Source organism: Acetobacter sp. P1H12_c (assembly GCF_018811975.1).
Taxonomy (GTDB): domain Bacteria; phylum Pseudomonadota; class Alphaproteobacteria; order Acetobacterales; family Acetobacteraceae; genus Acetobacter; species Acetobacter persici.
The window spans coordinates 1-14,686 of record NZ_JACRVR010000034.1; the positions used below are offsets into that span (position 1 = coordinate 1).

14 protein-coding genes and 1 pseudogene are annotated in these 14,686 nt (G+C 62.4%); 1 reads left to right on the forward strand and 14 read right to left on the reverse strand.

The genetic code is table 11. The annotated features are described in order from the left end of the window. Nucleotides 1–5 precede the first annotated feature (5 nt). The 8 genes from KP699_RS13365 to KP699_RS13400 all read right to left on the reverse strand — a co-directional run bounded on the left by KP699_RS13365 (nt 6) and on the right by KP699_RS13400 (nt 9,773). Nucleotides 6–689, reverse strand: a complete 684-nt coding sequence (locus KP699_RS13365) for a YggS family pyridoxal phosphate-dependent enzyme (protein WP_215762970.1) — start codon at nt 687–689, stop codon at nt 6–8. A 138-nt stretch (nt 690–827) separates the two neighbouring features. Continuing rightward, a complete protein-coding gene (locus KP699_RS13370; protein WP_252347066.1) occupies nt 828–1,862 on the reverse strand; it encodes an NAD(P)H-quinone oxidoreductase in 1,035 nt (344 codons plus the stop codon). Nucleotides 1,863–2,007: 145 nt separating this feature from the next. After that, entirely contained in the window at nt 2,008–2,433 is a 426-nt protein-coding gene (arfB, locus tag KP699_RS13375; RefSeq protein ID WP_252347067.1) for an alternative ribosome rescue aminoacyl-tRNA hydrolase ArfB, read from the reverse strand. 25 nt (nt 2,434–2,458) lie between these two features. Then, nucleotides 2,459–4,108 carry an ABC-F family ATP-binding cassette domain-containing protein gene (locus KP699_RS13380; protein ID WP_215762971.1) on the reverse strand — a complete coding sequence of 550 codons (1,650 nt, stop codon included), beginning with the start codon at nt 4,106–4,108 and terminating at the stop codon, nt 2,459–2,461. 49 nt (nt 4,109–4,157) lie between these two features. After that, complete coding sequence (dld, locus tag KP699_RS13385; protein ID WP_215762972.1) at nt 4,158–5,879, reverse strand: D-lactate dehydrogenase; 1,722 nt, start codon at nt 5,877–5,879, stop codon at nt 4,158–4,160. 175 nt (nt 5,880–6,054) lie between these two features. Beyond that, nucleotides 6,055–6,633: a Dabb family protein gene (locus KP699_RS13390; protein ID WP_215762973.1), complete on the reverse strand. Its 579-nt coding sequence runs from the start codon at nt 6,631–6,633 to the stop codon at nt 6,055–6,057. Between the two features lie 98 nt (nt 6,634–6,731). Further along, on the reverse strand, nt 6,732–8,501 hold the full coding sequence (locus tag KP699_RS13395) for a chloride channel protein (RefSeq protein ID WP_077930980.1): 1,770 nt from the start codon (nt 8,499–8,501) through the stop codon (nt 6,732–6,734). A 147-nt stretch (nt 8,502–8,648) separates the two neighbouring features. After that, nucleotides 8,649–9,773, reverse strand: a complete 1,125-nt coding sequence (locus KP699_RS13400; protein ID WP_252347068.1) for an ABC transporter substrate-binding protein — start codon at nt 9,771–9,773, stop codon at nt 8,649–8,651. Nucleotides 9,774–9,891: 118 nt separating this feature from the next. Here KP699_RS13400 and KP699_RS13405 point away from each other — a divergent pair, with 118 nt between their 5' ends. Next, nucleotides 9,892–10,092 carry a hypothetical protein gene (locus tag KP699_RS13405; protein ID WP_215762974.1) on the forward strand — a complete coding sequence of 67 codons (201 nt, stop codon included), beginning with the start codon at nt 9,892–9,894 and terminating at the stop codon, nt 10,090–10,092. Between the two features lie 3 nt (nt 10,093–10,095). Here the strand turns inward: KP699_RS13405 and KP699_RS13410 are convergent, their stop codons facing one another. The 6 genes and pseudogenes from KP699_RS13410 to gnd form a co-directional block, all read right to left on the reverse strand. Continuing rightward, nucleotides 10,096–10,326 (reverse strand): hypothetical protein, encoded by a 231-nt coding sequence (locus tag KP699_RS13410; protein WP_215762975.1) that lies wholly within the window; start codon nt 10,324–10,326, stop codon nt 10,096–10,098. Between the two features lie 57 nt (nt 10,327–10,383). After that, nucleotides 10,384–10,866, reverse strand: a complete 483-nt coding sequence (locus tag KP699_RS13415) for a gluconokinase (RefSeq protein WP_212359745.1) — start codon at nt 10,864–10,866, stop codon at nt 10,384–10,386. A gap of 153 nt (nt 10,867–11,019) precedes the next feature. Continuing rightward, nucleotides 11,020–11,721, reverse strand: a pseudogene (rpiA, locus tag KP699_RS13420) (ribose-5-phosphate isomerase RpiA); the annotation flags it as partial. Between the two features lie 189 nt (nt 11,722–11,910). Beyond that, nucleotides 11,911–12,690: a 6-phosphogluconolactonase gene (pgl, locus tag KP699_RS13425; protein WP_215762976.1), complete on the reverse strand. Its 780-nt coding sequence runs from the start codon at nt 12,688–12,690 to the stop codon at nt 11,911–11,913. A 30-nt stretch (nt 12,691–12,720) separates the two neighbouring features. Further along, on the reverse strand, nt 12,721–13,635 hold the full coding sequence (locus KP699_RS13430) for an HAD family hydrolase (protein ID WP_212354860.1): 915 nt from the start codon (nt 13,633–13,635) through the stop codon (nt 12,721–12,723). Nucleotides 13,636–13,681: 46 nt separating this feature from the next. Then, a complete protein-coding gene (gnd, locus tag KP699_RS13435) occupies nt 13,682–14,680 on the reverse strand; it encodes a phosphogluconate dehydrogenase (NAD(+)-dependent, decarboxylating) (protein ID WP_077930985.1) in 999 nt (332 codons plus the stop codon). Nucleotides 14,681–14,686: the final 6 nt, after the last annotated feature.

Genomic DNA, 14,686 nt, shown 5'->3' on the forward strand with positions numbered 1-14,686 from the left:
ATGCGTCAGGGGGTGGGAGGCCGGGGGCCGAAAATGGCGGTGCCAAMGCGCACCAGTGTCGCCCCTTCCGCAATGGCGGCCGGGTAGTCTGCGGACATGCCCATGGAGAGAACAGGCAGCCCGTGCGTCTGTGCCATGCTGCGCAGCAGCCGGAAATGCGGGACGGGGTCCTGCTCTGCGGGTGGAATGCACATCAGCCCCTGCAAACTGGCTCCAAACCGCTGGCGGCAGGCACGGATAAAGCGGTCGGCTTCTTCCTTCGGCACACCGAACTTCTGGGGTTCATCCCCGGTGTTGACCTCAATCAGCAGGTTTGGCATCCGGCCTTCACTTTCGGCCGCGCGGGCCAGAGCGTCGGCCAGCGCCGGGCGATCGAGGCTTTCAATCATATCGGCTATGCGTACGGCTTCTTTTGCCTTGTTGGTTTGCAGGCCGCCAATCAGATGCAGGCGCAGCGCCGGGTTATGTGCCCGCATAGGCGGGAATTTGGCGGCGGCTTCCTGCACCCGGTTTTCTCCGAACACAGTCTGCCCTGCCGCGATGGCTTCCTGCACGCTGCTGGCCGGATGAAACTTGGAGACCGCAACTAGCGTGACAGAGGCCGGGTCTCGCCCGGCAGCCTGTGCCGCAGCGTGGATGCGGGCGCGGACATCAGCAAGCCTGTCCGTAAGAGAGGAAGATGGGGCCATAAAAAGCGGGGCTTCTCACCAGAAGAGGGATCAGATTTCCTCTTGTAGCGAAAAAAGCCCCCTCAGGGGAATGCCGTGCGCACATACTGCTATGTGCGGGTGTGTGCTGGCCCGCGGCAGGCCCATATGGGCCGTGGATCAGGCGCTGGCGTCCGGCACCAGAATGATGCGGCCCAGATGTTTGCCGTCTTCCATCATCTGGTGGGCTTCCGCTGCCTTGGAGAACGGCAGAACCGTATCAATCCGGGGGCGGATGGTCCCGCTGGCCAGTAGCGGCCAGACCTGCGCGTGCAGTTCCCGCGCGATGCGGGCCTTGGTTGCGGTGTCCCGCCCACGGAGGGTGCTGCCGGTGACGACAAGCCGCCGCGTCATGATGCGGGCGAGGTCGGCCTGTTCCGCTTTGGCACCGCCTTGCAGGGCGATAATCACCAGCCGCCCGTCCTGCGCCAGACTTTTGATATTGCGGTCAAAATACGCGCCGCCGATCATATCCAGAATGAGGTTGACGCCCACACCGTCTGTCAGCTCCCGCAGGCGGGTTGCAAAATCTTCCTCACGATAATTGATGGCGACCGCGCCAAGCTGTTCACACAGCGCGCATTTTTCCGCACTGCCAACCGTGACATACGGGATAGCCCCGAAGGCCCGCACAAGCTGGATGGCGGTGACACCAATGCCGCTGCTGCCACCGTGGATCAGCACCCGCTGCCCCACAGCCGGAGGCGCGGGCATGAACAGGTTGGACCACACCGTAAAAAAGGTTTCCGGCAGCGTTGCCGCCTGTACGGCGTCAAACCCCTTGGGCCAGGGCAGACACTGCCCGGCAGGCACCAGACAATAGTCCGCATAGCCCCCGCCATTGGCCAGCGCGCAGACGCTGCTGCCAATATCCGGCATGGGCGTGCCTTCCAGCGGCGCACCACAGGCGACAATCTCCCCGGCAATTTCCAGCCCGAGGCGCGGGTTGGCTCCCGGCGGCGGGGGGTAAAGCCCCGCGCGCTGCATCAGATCTGGCCGGTTGACCCCTGCGGCCTGCACCCGCACCAGAACCTCGCCGCGCCCCGGCTGCGGGATGGGGAGTGTTTCACAATGCAGCACATCCGGCCCGCCCGGCTCTGCAAAGCAGATGGCCGTCATGGTGCTGGACTGGGTGGGGCGGTGGGGAGTTGTCATCAATACGCCTCGCGGGGAAAAACCGTGAGGCAGCATGAAGCCCGATTTCTCCGGCGCGCAAAAGAGGGCGGCTCTTCACGTCTGGGATAGGCGCAGTGGGAATGAGGTGTAAGGCGCATGGCGTGCGGTGAACGCCCCTGCGAGACTAATCATCAAACCGTTTGCTGCGGCCCTGCTTGATGCTGGCGCGGCGGGCCTTACCATCCAGCCGCCGCTGGCGGGCCCCTTTACCGGGGCGGGTGGGCACCCGGTAGGCCTGTTTGTGTGCGGCCTGCCGGATCAGCTCTGCCAGACGCTGGGTGGCGTCCTCCCGGTTCTGCTGCTGGGTGCGGTAATTGCGGGCGGTAATCACAATCACGCCGTCCCGCGTGGCGCGGCTTCCGGCCAGCTCCAGCAGGCGGGCGCGCACCCGCTCGGGCAGGGAGGGAGACCGGGCTGCATCAAACCGCAACTGCGCGGCCGTGGCGACCTTGTTGACATTCTGCCCGCCGGGGCCGGAGGCCAGAATGTAGGTAAAGGAGAGTTCCGCGTCATCCAGCGCAAGGGTTGGGGTGATGGCAATCTGCGCCAAGGGTCTGGCCTACGCTCTGCTCTGCTCAGGACTTTTTCTTCTTCTCTTTTTTCTCTTTCTTGTTCCGCTTTTCCTTTGCGGCGCGCTGGGAGGGGGCGGCTGTACCGCCACGGGCGCGCTCAACCACAAAGCAGGCGTAGTCGTCCATATCGCCGTCAAACGGGACAATGGTGTTGTCGGCTGCCAGCCACAGCCGGTCCGCCACCAGCTCCATCAGGGAGCGGTCATGGGTAATCAGCAGCACAGCGCCTTCATACGCATTCAGTGCGTCCAGCAGGGCGCGGCGGCTGTCGATATCCAGATGGTTGGTCGGTTCATCCAGAATCAGCAGGTGCGGAGCGGACATGGCGACCATGTTCAGCAGCAGGCGGGCGCGTTCACCCCCCGAGAGGGCTTCAACCTTGGTGCCCTGTTTTTCAAAATGAATGCCGAACTGGGCCAGCCGGGAGCGGTGGGACTGGTCACTGTCCGTAGGCCGGGCTTCGCGCATGATATCCAGCGGTGTCTGCTGCGGGTCCAGTGCTTCAATCTGATGCTGATGGAACCAGCCCACCTCCAGCCGGGCCGAGCGGGAGACGCGCCCGGAGCGCGCCTGCAACGCGCCGGCCACCAGCTTGGCGAAGGTGGATTTCCCGGCCCCGTTCACGCCCAGCAGGCCGATGCGGTCATCTACATCCAGCCGCAGGTCGAGGTCTTTCAGAATGGCCGGATCATCCCCGTAGCCAACTTCCACATTTTCCAGCCGCAGCAGCGGCGGGGCCAGCGGGCGCGGCGGGGAGGGCAGGATGAAGGGGGAGACCTGCGCCTCGATGGTCGTTTCAATCGGCGTCAGCTTGGCAAGGCGTTTCACGCGGCTCTGGGCCTGTGCGGCCTTGGCGGCTGAGGCTTTGAAGCGGTCCACAAAGGATTGCAGATGCGCGCGCTCGGCTTCCTGCTTGGCGCGGGTGGCACTTTGCAGGCGGATTTTCTCGGCCCGCTGATGCTCAAAGGAATCATACCCGCCGGTATAGAGTTCCAGCTTGCCTTCCGTGACATGCAGCGTGAAATCGACCGAGTTGTTCAGCAGTTCCCGGTCATGGCTGATAATCAGGGCGCAGTGCGGGTAGCGTTCCAGCCGGGCTTCCAGCCAGAGCGCGCCTTCAAGGTCCAGATAGTTGGTCGGTTCATCCAGCAGCAGCAGGTCAGGCTCGGAGAACAGGGCGGCGGCCAGTGCCACACGCATCCGCCAGCCACCGGAAAATTCCGCCATCGGGCGGTCCAGATCTTCTGTGGAGAAGCCAAGGCCATTCAGAATTTCGGCAGCCCGCGCGGGGGCACTGTCCGCGTCAATTTCAATCAGCCGCATCCAGATATCGCCCATGCGCTCCGGCTCGGCTGTTTCCAGCTCGGCCATCAGGGTCGCACGTTCCGCATCGGCGGCCAGAATGGTGTCAATCAGGCTGATATCTGTTGCAGGATGTTCCTGATCAACAGCCGCCACGCGGGCAGCCTTGGGGATGGAAATTTCACCGGAGTCCGGCTGCAACTCGCCTTTAATCAGCTTGAACAGCGTGGACTTGCCCACCCCGTTCCGCCCCACCAGAGAGACCTTGGAGGGGTTGGGCAGGCTGACGCTGGCGCGATTGAAAAACTGGCGTCCCCATGCGTTGAACACGAGGTTGTCGATCTGGAGCATAAAGCGAGAGGTCCGGTAACAGGAAAGGGCCGGACCTCTCTATCGCGTTTCAGACGCTTTCGGCCACCCAGTTTTTCTTCTTGGTGGCCAGACCGATGCCGGGGTTCATGCAGTTGCAGGGGTCCAGCTCCCGGTAATGCGCCAGCATGACATCCGGAGCCTGATAGAGATGGCCCACGTTATGTTCCGCCGGGTAGCGCGCGCCGCGCTGGTCCAGACCGGGGAGCATGCTGTGCTCCACGTCCATGGCGTTGTAGCCTTTTTTAATGACGTAATCCTGATGCATCACATGGCACAGGAAATGGCCGTAATAGAGTTTGACGATAATCTTATCTTCAATCTCTTTCGGCAGTTTTTCAAACCATTCCCGGTCATTCCGGCGCAGGGCCACGTCCAGCGCCACAATATCTTCCGCCTCACGGTGATGCACGGCCCGGTAGCGCACGGCGGCCCCGGCCGCGGCAAAGCGGTGCAGGAAGGCGCGGGAGCCTTCATCCGGCGTACATTCAAAAAACTCACCCGTTGCGGTGGTGAAGAACTGCTCCAGATACGCCTTCATGGGCGCGGTCAGCGTAGCGGAGGTTTTCAGCATCAGGTGGTGTTCAAATTTATCCCGGTAGTCCAGCATGCGTTTTGGCAACTGGGTGGGGATGAACACGCTGAGCGCCTGCATGATGCGGTCACTCAGGTTTTCAGGCAGGAAGCCGAATTTCTTGGCAAAAATGTCGAACTTTGACTTCATGGTAAACATTTTTGGCAGGAACTTCGTGCCAAATTTGCGGATGATGGCAAAGGTATCCTTGCCGTATTTCTCGGCGATATTGAACGCATCGCGGTGGATGTATTCCCCGGCAATCGGCAGTTCTTCAAAGCCTGTCAGCATATGGCGGCGCAGGTCTTCCAGCTCGTCTGTGCTGTTGGAGCCGATGTAGAACACCGCAGGGTTTTTGGCCGCCGGGAAGGTATCCAGACGCACAGCAAACACCACCAGCTTGCCAGCGCAGCCTGCGGCCTCATGCCAGCGCGCCGGGTCCGCGTTGAAGCGGGCAGGGGTATCCGCATCCACATCGCGCACATGGGTGATGTAGTTATTGTCATGCCCGCGGCCCGCATCCCAGTCGATATCCGCATCGGAGAAGGTGCCTGCCTGAAGCTTGTTCAGAATGGCTTCCGGGTCATTCCCAAGCTGGATGCCCAGATGGTTGACCAGCCGCAGCGTGCCGTCTTCCCCCACCTGACCAAACACGGCCATTTCCGTATAGGCCGGGCCGCGCTGCACCAGCGCGCCGCCGGAGTTGTTGCTGATGCCGCCCAGAACGGAGGCACCAATGCAGGAGGAGCCGATAACGGAATGCGGTTCCCGCCCGATGGCGCCCAGCATGCCTTCCAGCTCATACAGTGTGGCGCCGGGCAGACAGACAACCTGCTTGCCGCCACCAATCAGATGCGCCCCCGTCAGCCGCAGGGTGCTGATCAGCACGATCTCACGGTCATAATCATTACCATCCGGCGTGGAGCCACCCGTCAGGCCGGTATTGGCGGCCTGCATGATGATAATTTTGCCCGCGGCCACACAGGCCTGCGCCACGCGCCACAGTTCTACCAGCGTGCCCGGCTGTACCACGGCCAGCACCTTGCCTGCCCCAAAGCGGAAGCCGTGGCGGAAGCGGTAGGTTTCGGCCTCGCTGGTCAGCACATGGCTGTGTCCGGCAATATCCTTCAGGCGGCCCAGCAGAGACTGGTTCGCCGGGGTCTGGGCAGGGGCGGTCATAAGGTAAGGCTCCGTCTGGATCAGGCAAAAAACGTGGGGGGTGTTATAACACTCTTCTTCTTCCGTGCCAGATCACAGATATGCGTCTGGGTTGGTGCGGCCTCCCGCTCCGGGCGGAAACGGCGCACCGCCCGGAAATCCTTGCAGTCTTCCGGCAAAAAAGCCAGAGGCCGTTTTAGGGGGCCGCCGGGGCATCGGGCGTGAAGTCAAACACCACCACTCTGGCCAGATACGGGCCTGCAAAGGTTTTGAACGCATCATGCGCAGGGTCAAAGCACCCGGCCTCGGTCACAATCGGGCGGCCAACGTAAAAATTCCTGTCCCCTTCTGACGCAAAGGTGACCAGATAGCCCTGCTCCAGCCCGAGATCCGCGTTTTCCCCGCTGCTCTGTGCGCCGGTTTCAAGGGAGGCCACCACGGCTTTGCCATCCGGGCGGCGGGAGAGGGTGGTGAGCGCCACAAAACGGCGCGTCACTTCAGCGCGTTGCGCGGCGGTGGTGCCGGGGCGGAAGGCGAACATCACCATATGGCGCACCATGCCGGGCTTGTAGTCCGGCGCGGTGAAACGGGCCGCGCCAACGGCGTTCAGTTCGGCCCGCACAGCAAGAGCGGCGCTGTCCAGTGCGGGAGAAGCGGGACGGGAGGCGTTCTGATGCCCCGTGGCCCCAAGTGCCGGTGCGCCAGCCAGCGCGAGCGCCAGACAAAGCGCTCTGCACAGTAGCAGGGGTGTTTTCAAAGCGTGAGAAAAGACCATCCGTTTCGCCTTTATTTCAGTCACAAGAGTACTCAGCCATAGCGGCAGGGTGTCAGAACGCAAAAGCGGATGCTGTGCCCGTCAGACGCAAGTGGTCTTCAGACGCGGTATTTCTCCCCTGCCAGTTCCCGGCGGGTGCGTTCCAGTTCCTCGGCGTAACGGCGCAGCACATAGCGTTCGCTCAGCAGGCCGAGAATGTGGTTGTCCGCGTCCACCACGGCCAGCGCGGGGCGGGCCAGACGCTCAAACGTATCAATGGCGGTGGAGAGAGAAAGGGCGGGTGTCAGGGCGACATCATCCGCGGCCACCAGCTCTGTCAGCGGTGTGGTTTCCGGCACGCGGCTGGCGTGGAACAGCACGCTTTCCACCAGCCCTTTATAGTGATTCTGCGCATCACACAGAAGGATGTAGCGCGGCGTCTGGTGCGGGAAGGCGGTGCGCGCGGCCTGCACGGTTTCTGTTTCAGGGAAGGTGGCAATTTCCGTGCGCATCATCCGTTCCACCGTCAGGGTGCGCATCCAGCCCACATCCACGCCCGAGCGGATATTTTCCCCGCGCAGGTGGAAGCGCCATGTGGCGAAGGAATAGCCAAAGGTCCGCCGCACCGTCATGGAGGAGACAATGGCCGAGACCACCACAGCCCCCGTCAGCGGCAGGCTGCCTGTGGTTTCCAGCGCGAGAAAGATCATGGTCATGGGGCCGCCAATCACCGCCACGGCAAGCGCACACATACCCACAATGGCGCAGACGGACACCGGCAGTACCGCCAGTGGGGCAAGTGCTCCGGCAAATACCGCCCCTGTCAGCACGCCCAGATACAGTGAGGCAAAAAACAAGCCGCCGCGAAAGCCCGACCCGATGGAAATAGCCGAGGCCAGCGCCTTGAGCCCCAGCAGCCCGAGCGCCAGCATCAGCGGCGGGGAACTGATCAGCCCGGCCCGCATGGCCATATGGCCGGAGGACAGAACGGAGGGGGAGAGCAGGGCCAGCCCGCCCACCAGCAGGCCGCCCAGCGCAGGCCGCAGCCAGACGGGCAGCGGCAGGCGCTGGAAGGTGTGTTCCGTCAGCGTCACGCCGCGCATGAGCATAATACCCACCAGCCCGGCAAAAATGCCCAGCAGAATGATGGGGAAATACACCATGAGCGGAATGTTCTGCGGTGTGGCCACAAGGATGGGCGGCAGGACGGTGTCTGTCAGATGCACCACGCCAATCCCGCAGATGGCCGCCAGCGCGACCGGGGCCAGTGCGGTAAAGGTGTAGGAGCCAATAATCAGTTCAAACGCATAAAACGCTCCGGCCAGCGGCGCATCAAACGCGGCCCCGATGGCCCCGGCGGCCCCGCAGCCCACCAGCAGCCGCACATCCGCCCGGTGCATGCGCAACTGCCGGCCAATGCGGGAGCCAAAGGCCGCGCCAAGCTGGCTGAACCCGGCCTCCAGCCCCAGCGAGACGCCGCACCCGTTGGAGAGAATGGTCTGGCCTGCCAGAATCAGACTGTCCCGCAGGGACATGCGGCCCCCATGCAGGGCGTTGGCCTCAATCGGGTCAATCGGGCGGAAACGGGTTTTGCGGGCCAGATACAGGCTGGTCAGCCCCAGCAGCAGGCCGCCCGCCGTAGGGACCAGAAGGGCGCGCACGGGGCTGACATGGCTCAGGCCGGACAGGCGGCCGGAACCGGGGGAGAGCAGATGGTGGGTGAGGAATGTTGTGGCTGTCATCAGGCTGACAACACCGCCCGCCAGCACGCCAACAAGCGCCGCCAGCGCAATGAGCCACAGGGTATCTTTCCGCACAAGCGCCCGAAGCGCCGCCAGAAACCGGGGCGGCGTGTTGTGGGTGCGCATATGGTCCAGCAAGCCGGTCATGGCTGCGCTGAAACAGGCAGAGAGGCGTCTGTCTGATGTCTCACGCTGCCTGTAATGCCTGCTTTCCCCTCCGGGAGGGAAGGACTAATTTTGAGTCCCTGTGGATTTATATCCGGGATGTTATGCTTGGATGTTTGCCTGGTCGCTTCAGGGTGTGGCAGGCGGCTGGCCTGCCAGAATCCGCGTCACGTCATCATCCGTCAGCGTGTAGCGGAAGAACTGCGTGTAAAAGGCTTTGACCTCACTGCGCAGATCAAGATCCCTGAACAGATCCGGATGAATTTTCTGCGCGGCCCATTCAAGCTGGAGCAGTTCTTCACACCCGTATCGGTCCCACGGGAACACACCCTGCGGGTTGGTCCAGACCTTGCCCTGCCTGAATGCGGCAAGGGTGCGCAGCGGGGCCTCTGCGGCCACGGGGCCGGCATTGGCCGCGATGATGATCATATCCGGGTTCCATGCCGCAATCTGCTCAAACGTAACCGGGCGATGATTGCCGGAGACGTCCGCTGCCGCATTGCGTCCGCCCGCAGTCTGAATCCATGCGTCAATCAGTGTGTCCGCCCCGTCAATCTGGAGTGGGTTGAGGCGCGCAATATGCAGCACACGCGGGCGCGCAGCGGCGGGCAGGGCAGAGGTGCGCGTTTGCAGACGCTGCTCCACCTCTTCCAGCTTTTTGCGATACTGGGCTGCAATCAGATGGGCGTAGGGCGTGGCCAGCGCATCGGCTGTCATGTCCAGCGAGGTCAGCATCTGCGGCAGGGTGGTGTAATGGGCGTCCAGCGTGGGCAGGCCGGTTTTACGCAAATCTTCCGCCTTGGCGCGGGTCGGCACAAAAACCAGCCCGATATGGCGGTTCAGCAGGTCTTCCGGGTTGGCAATCTCCGGACGGATGCCGGTTTCAGCCGAGCGCAGCATGGGTGCTATTTTAAACAGCCAGGGCAGGTCTTCCGGTTTGTCGGCTGTGACCCTGATGCGCTCCGCACCGCCCAGCATGACGGTAATTTCGTTATGGGCAAACCAGAGATCGGCAATGTTATGGGCGTTTTTATCCAGCGCAACGCTGGTGCCACTCATATCCGTCACTGTGCGGGGATAGACCGGGATATTATTGATGGCAGGCATGGTGGCTACGGCCTGCCCGACAACATGCGCGCCGGGGGTGGACTCTGTCTGCGTCGCCTGCCCATGTGCTGCCAAAGGGGCCGCCAGACCTGCACTCAGCAGGCCAAGCATGAGGGAGGAGGAGCAGAGCAGTCTGCAACGGAGCATGAAAGAGCGCATGAGTATTCCGACCTGATGGTATTATATACGTTAGAATACAGAAGGCGCGGGTGCAATATCGCACCCGTACAGGCTGCAATGACCCGGAGAGAAAAAGGACAGATCAGTGCGACAGCATAAGGTGATGCTAGGGGAGAAAGTTCTGTATCAGGCCGCGCAGTTAAGCCACGCGGAACGCTTTGCCGCAGCCCGCCGGGCGGAAGGCATACCCTGCCATGTGGTGCCGGACACAACGCCCAAGCTGCGCCGGGACCAGCAGATCAACCCGCTCACAGGCCAGCCACGCAAACGCGGGCGCGTCCGTTAATAGTCAGACCAGCACGGTGCGGTTGCGCCGCCATGCGTCTTCCAGCGCGTCCGCCGGGTCCTGATAGCTGTCACTCCACGCGCCTTCGGCTGCTTCCGGCGCATGGACGGTTGCGCGCCACAGGGCGGTGCCAGCAGTACGTTCCACCTGCACCGCCCATGAGGGAGGAATCCGCGTGAGCAACCGTTCCATCTTCTGCCCGGATGTCAGCGGTTTTGCGTAATTATGGCCCACGGTGCGCCTCCCCTTTTGCGGTTGTTCAGAGTGTTCTCACGCGGAGAGTGGAACGGGTCAGACAGTTTTCAGGCAGGACAGGATTTCCGCAATGGTTTCGGCCGGTCTGGCCTCTGCCGCAACGGTCAGTGCGCGTTCTTCCAGCCCCGGCACTTCCAGCGTTTCAAGCTGGCTCGGCAGCAGCGTGGGGGGCATGTAGTGGCCCTTCCGGTGTTTGAGCCGCTCCACCAGCACAGCGTGCGTGGTGTGCAGATAGATAAAGACCGGGTCCAGCCCGCCCTTGCGCAGCGCATCCCGGTAGGACTGCTTCAGCGCGGAGCAGGTCAGAATCCCGCCGGTGCCTGCCTGTTCCCGCCCGGAGAGCCATTCATGGCAGCGTTCCAGCCATGGCCAGCGGTCTTCATCATTCAGGGCGGTGCCTGCCGCCATTTTGGTGACGTTGGCCGCCGGGTGCAGGTCATCCCCTTCCTGAAACGGCCAGCCCAGTTCATTACGCAGCCCCTCGGCAATGGTGGTCTTGCCGGAGCCTGAAACGCCCATAATCACCAGCAGGCGTTTTCTGATGCCTTCCGCCACGGGCTGGGTGGGCAGTACGGTCTTGCTGGCCGCCTCCGGCTCCGGGACGGGGGCGACATGGGTGACAGGGTCAGACGGGTCGAGCGTCGGGGTAGAAATCACCCCATCGGACACGGTGGGCGTAATCACCCGGATGCCATCCGGCCCGGCGGTAATGGCCTGTGTGGCCATTGCAATAAACAGCCCGTGTTCCACCACGCCTACAATCCGGTGGATGGCCTCGCCCAGCGTGTGCGGGTCCGCAATCGGGCCGAAGACGCAGTCCAGAATCAGGTTCTTTTCATCCGTCAGATAAAAAGAGCCGTCTCGCGTTTTGCGCGGAGTGACCTGCGCGCCAAGATGGCCAAGCCGGACGGCCACGTTTTCCCAGCCAAAAGGAATCACTTCCACCGGCACCGGGCAGAGCATGCCCAGATGGTCCACGTATTTGCTGCTGTCAGCCACAATCACCAGTTGCTTTGCCGCGGAGGCGACAATCTTTTCCCGCAGCAGCGCGCCGCCCCGGCCTTTGACGAGGTTGAGCGTATTCGGCTCAATTTCATCCGCGCCATCAATGGTGATATCCAGTTCCGGATGCGCGCCGAAGGTGGTCAGCGGAATTCCTTCTTCCCGCGCCTGAGCATCTGTAGCCTCGGAGGTGGGAATGGCGCAGATTTTCAGCCCTTCTTCCCGCACGCGGCGGCCCAGTTCCGCAACTACAAAAAACGCTGTTGAGCCTGTTCCAAGCCCGACAACCATGCCGTCCTGCACCAGAGCGGCCGCCTTGATGGCTGCCTGCTGTTTGAGGTTGGCGGCGGGGTCTGGTGTTGTGCCGGTCATGGTGTGTGTCCTTTATTCTTGCTTTTGGTCTTCAGAGTCTGGTGACGCCGGTCTCAGGTCTCAGGTCTCAGGTCTCAGGTCTCAGGTCTCAGGTCTCAGGTCTCAGGTCTCAGGTCTCAGGTCTCAGGTCTCAGGTCTCAGGTCTGAGGGGTGAGTGTCGTCCGTCCCCGCGTCCTGCGGGGTTGCTGGTCAGGCATCTGCCGGGGCAGCCGCACGGTCCAGCACCCAGGTCAGATCCCCCATGGAGGTAATGGCGCTGGCCGGGCAGGACGGGTCCTGCGCACGGACCTTTGCCACGGTTTCCCGCTTGGAAGCGCCTTCCACCAGAAAAACCACATGGCGGCTGGCATCAATAGCGGGGTATGTCAGCGTCAGGCGCGTATAGGGCGCCACAGGTGGTACGCAGGTGGAAACCCACGCCGTCCGTTCCTTCAGCACCGGCTGGCCGGGGAAGAGGGAAGCGGTGTGACCATCCCCGCCCAGCCCCAGCAAATTGACGTCAAACAGCGGCTTACCCGGCTGGAGTGTGTCTGCCCCGTAAAAGGCTTTCAACTCGGCCTCATAGGCTCTGGCGGCTTCTTCTGCCGTCCCTGCGGTGGGGATGAGATGCACATTTTCCGCCGGAACAGGCACGTGGGAGAACAGCAGGCGGTTGAGCATGCCGGAATTGCTGTCTTCATGGTCGTGCGCCAGAAAACGGTCATCCCCCAGAAAAAACTGCATCCGTGCCCACGGGAAGCGGCTGGCATAGGGTTCAGACGCCATCATGCTGTACAGGAGCTGCGGCGTGCTGCCGCCGGACAGCGCAAGGCTGAACGGCCCGTCCGTTTTGGCCAGTGCCTCCTGCAACAGCCAGTCGGCCAGATGGCGCGTGGCGGCTGCTTTATCGTCAAAGATGGCCAGTGTGCCCGTACGGGTATCTGCGCCCGCGCCGGTGCTGGTTTTGGGGGAGGGGGTATGTCCGGTCATGCTCTCAGTCCTTTCCGGGGCCAGCCGCCCTCAGGCTCCGCCCGGTGTGCCGGGGGCCACAGCGGACGGGCTGGCGGGCTGATCGTTCAGGGAAACTGCGCGGGGCAGCACGAGGGATTCAATGGCTTTGGCCCAGCCTTCATCCGTGTTGGCGGCTGTTGTGAAATGGGCCTGTGAGGCCACGCGGTCGGACGCCTGCCCCATGGCAATGGACAGCCCGGCCACTTTAAACATCGGCACATCGTTATCCATGTCACCAATGCAGGCGACTTCGGAGGGGTCTATCCCGTAGAAGGCGGCCAGTTCCCGCACGGCGTTGCCTTTATTGGCGTCCAGCGGGGTAATATCAAGGAACCACTGGCTGGAGCGCGCAACGCTGGCGCGGCCTTCCAGCAGCATGCCAATTTCGGCTTCCTGCCGGGCCACGGCATCATAATCGGCAGAAGAGCCGGTAATTTTGCCAATACCGGACAGAGAGCCCGCAAAGCTGGAGACAATCTGCGGTTCTATCCGCACCGTTTTGCGTTCCGGCTCCACATAGGCCCCGGTGGCGTTATCCACCAGCCATTCATGCCCACGGAACAGCCAGGCATCCAGATCATGCACTTTCAGCATGTCCAGCGTGTCCTGCACAGCGCCGGGGTCCAGCGCGAGCTGGGAGCGTACGGTGCGGTCAGCGTTCAGGATAGTGCCGCCATTCAGCGCGCCATACGGCGTGTGCAGGCCCAGCACATCAAAATACATTTCAATCCCACCCGGCGGGCGGCTGCTGACGAGGCAGAGGGGAATCCCCGCCTCCTTCAGGGCCTGCACGGCGGCAAGCGTGCGGTGCGTCACCTGCTTTTCCGGGGTCAGCAGGGTGCCGTCCATGTCGGACACAACCAGCCGGATGCGGCTGGCCGGGGGCGCAAGGGCTGCGTGAAGGGCGTTCTCGGTAACCGTCATGCTGCGTGTGCGCTCCCGTGTGCTGTCAGCGTGTTAAAATACGGATTCAGTCTTTTGTTTCAACATGCCCGCCAAAGCCATACCGCATGGCAGACAGCACTTTTTCAGAAAAAGTGTTGCCCGAGCGGGAGCGGAAGCGTGTGAAGAGCGCAGCCGTCATGACGGGTACCGGCACGGCTTCTTCAATCGCGGCCTCAATGGTCCAGCGGCCTTCCCCGGAATCATTTACTTCCCCGGAGAATTCGGAGAGCGATTCATTTTTGGTCAGCGCCTGAGCCGTCAGGTCCAGCAGCCAGGAGGAGACCACGCTGCCACGCCGCCAGACTTCCGCAATATCCGCCATGTTGAGCGAGAAGCGTTCATCTTCCGGCAGCAGCGGGGAGTCCTTGCGGTACATCACGTCAAAGCCTTCGGCAAAGGCCTGCATCATGCCGTATTCAATGCCGTTATGGACCATTTTGACAAAATGGCCGGAGCCTGCCGGGCCGCAATACAGGTAGCCCTGCTCGGCGCGCGGGTCCACGCCATCCCGGTCCCGGCCGGGGGTGCGCGGGATATCGCCAATGCCGGGGGCAAGGGCGGACAGAATGGGGTCGATATGCTCAGCGGCTTCTTTCGCGCCGCCGTACATCATGCAGTAGCCGCGCTCCAGCCCCCACACGCCGCCGGACGTGCCAACATCAATATAATCAATGCCTTTTTCAGCCAGCGTTTTTGCCCGGCGGATATCGTCCTTGTAGTAGGTATTCCCGCCATCAATCACAATATCGCCGCGCTGCATCAGGCCGCCCAGTGAGAGCACGGTTTCTTCCGTAATCTCACCCGCCGGGAGCATGGACCAGACAATCCGCCTGGGGCCTGCCAGTTTTTCCACCACATCCGTCAGGCTGCTGGCCCCTACAGCGTGCCCGGCTTCTGCACGGGCCACCACTTTTTCAACAACTGCGGGGTCGCGGTCATACACCACCACGTCATGTCCGTGCCGTGTAAGGCGGACGGCAATATTACCGCCCATTCTGCCAAGCCCGACGATGCCGATCTGCATACTCTG

What these genes read in the sequence shown, in the direction of transcription:
- KP699_RS13370 (WP_252347066.1), bottom strand. Translation starts at nt 1,862, where the DNA reads ATGACAACTCCCCACCGCCCCACCCAGTCCAGCACCATGACGGCCATC.
- KP699_RS13380 (WP_215762971.1), bottom strand. Translation starts at nt 4,108, where the DNA reads ATGCTCCAGATCGACAACCTCGTGTTCAACGCATGGGGACGCCAGTTT.
- dld (WP_215762972.1), bottom strand. Translation starts at nt 5,879, where the DNA reads ATGACCGCCCCTGCCCAGACCCCGGCGAACCAGTCTCTGCTGGGCCGC.
- KP699_RS13390 (WP_215762973.1), bottom strand. Translation starts at nt 6,633, where the DNA reads ATGGTCTTTTCTCACGCTTTGAAAACACCCCTGCTACTGTGCAGAGCG.
- KP699_RS13395 (WP_077930980.1), bottom strand. Translation starts at nt 8,501, where the DNA reads ATGACCGGCTTGCTGGACCATATGCGCACCCACAACACGCCGCCCCGG.
- KP699_RS13400 (WP_252347068.1), bottom strand. Translation starts at nt 9,773, where the DNA reads ATGCTCCGTTGCAGACTGCTCTGCTCCTCCTCCCTCATGCTTGGCCTG.
- KP699_RS13415 (WP_212359745.1), bottom strand. Translation starts at nt 10,866, where the DNA reads ATGGGCGTTTCAGGCTCCGGCAAGACCACCATTGCCGAGGGGCTGCGT.
- pgl (WP_215762976.1), bottom strand. Translation starts at nt 12,690, where the DNA reads ATGACCGGACATACCCCCTCCCCCAAAACCAGCACCGGCGCGGGCGCA.
- KP699_RS13430 (WP_212354860.1), bottom strand. Translation starts at nt 13,635, where the DNA reads ATGACGGTTACCGAGAACGCCCTTCACGCAGCCCTTGCGCCCCCGGCC.
- gnd (WP_077930985.1), bottom strand. Translation starts at nt 14,680, where the DNA reads ATGCAGATCGGCATCGTCGGGCTTGGCAGAATGGGCGGTAATATTGCC.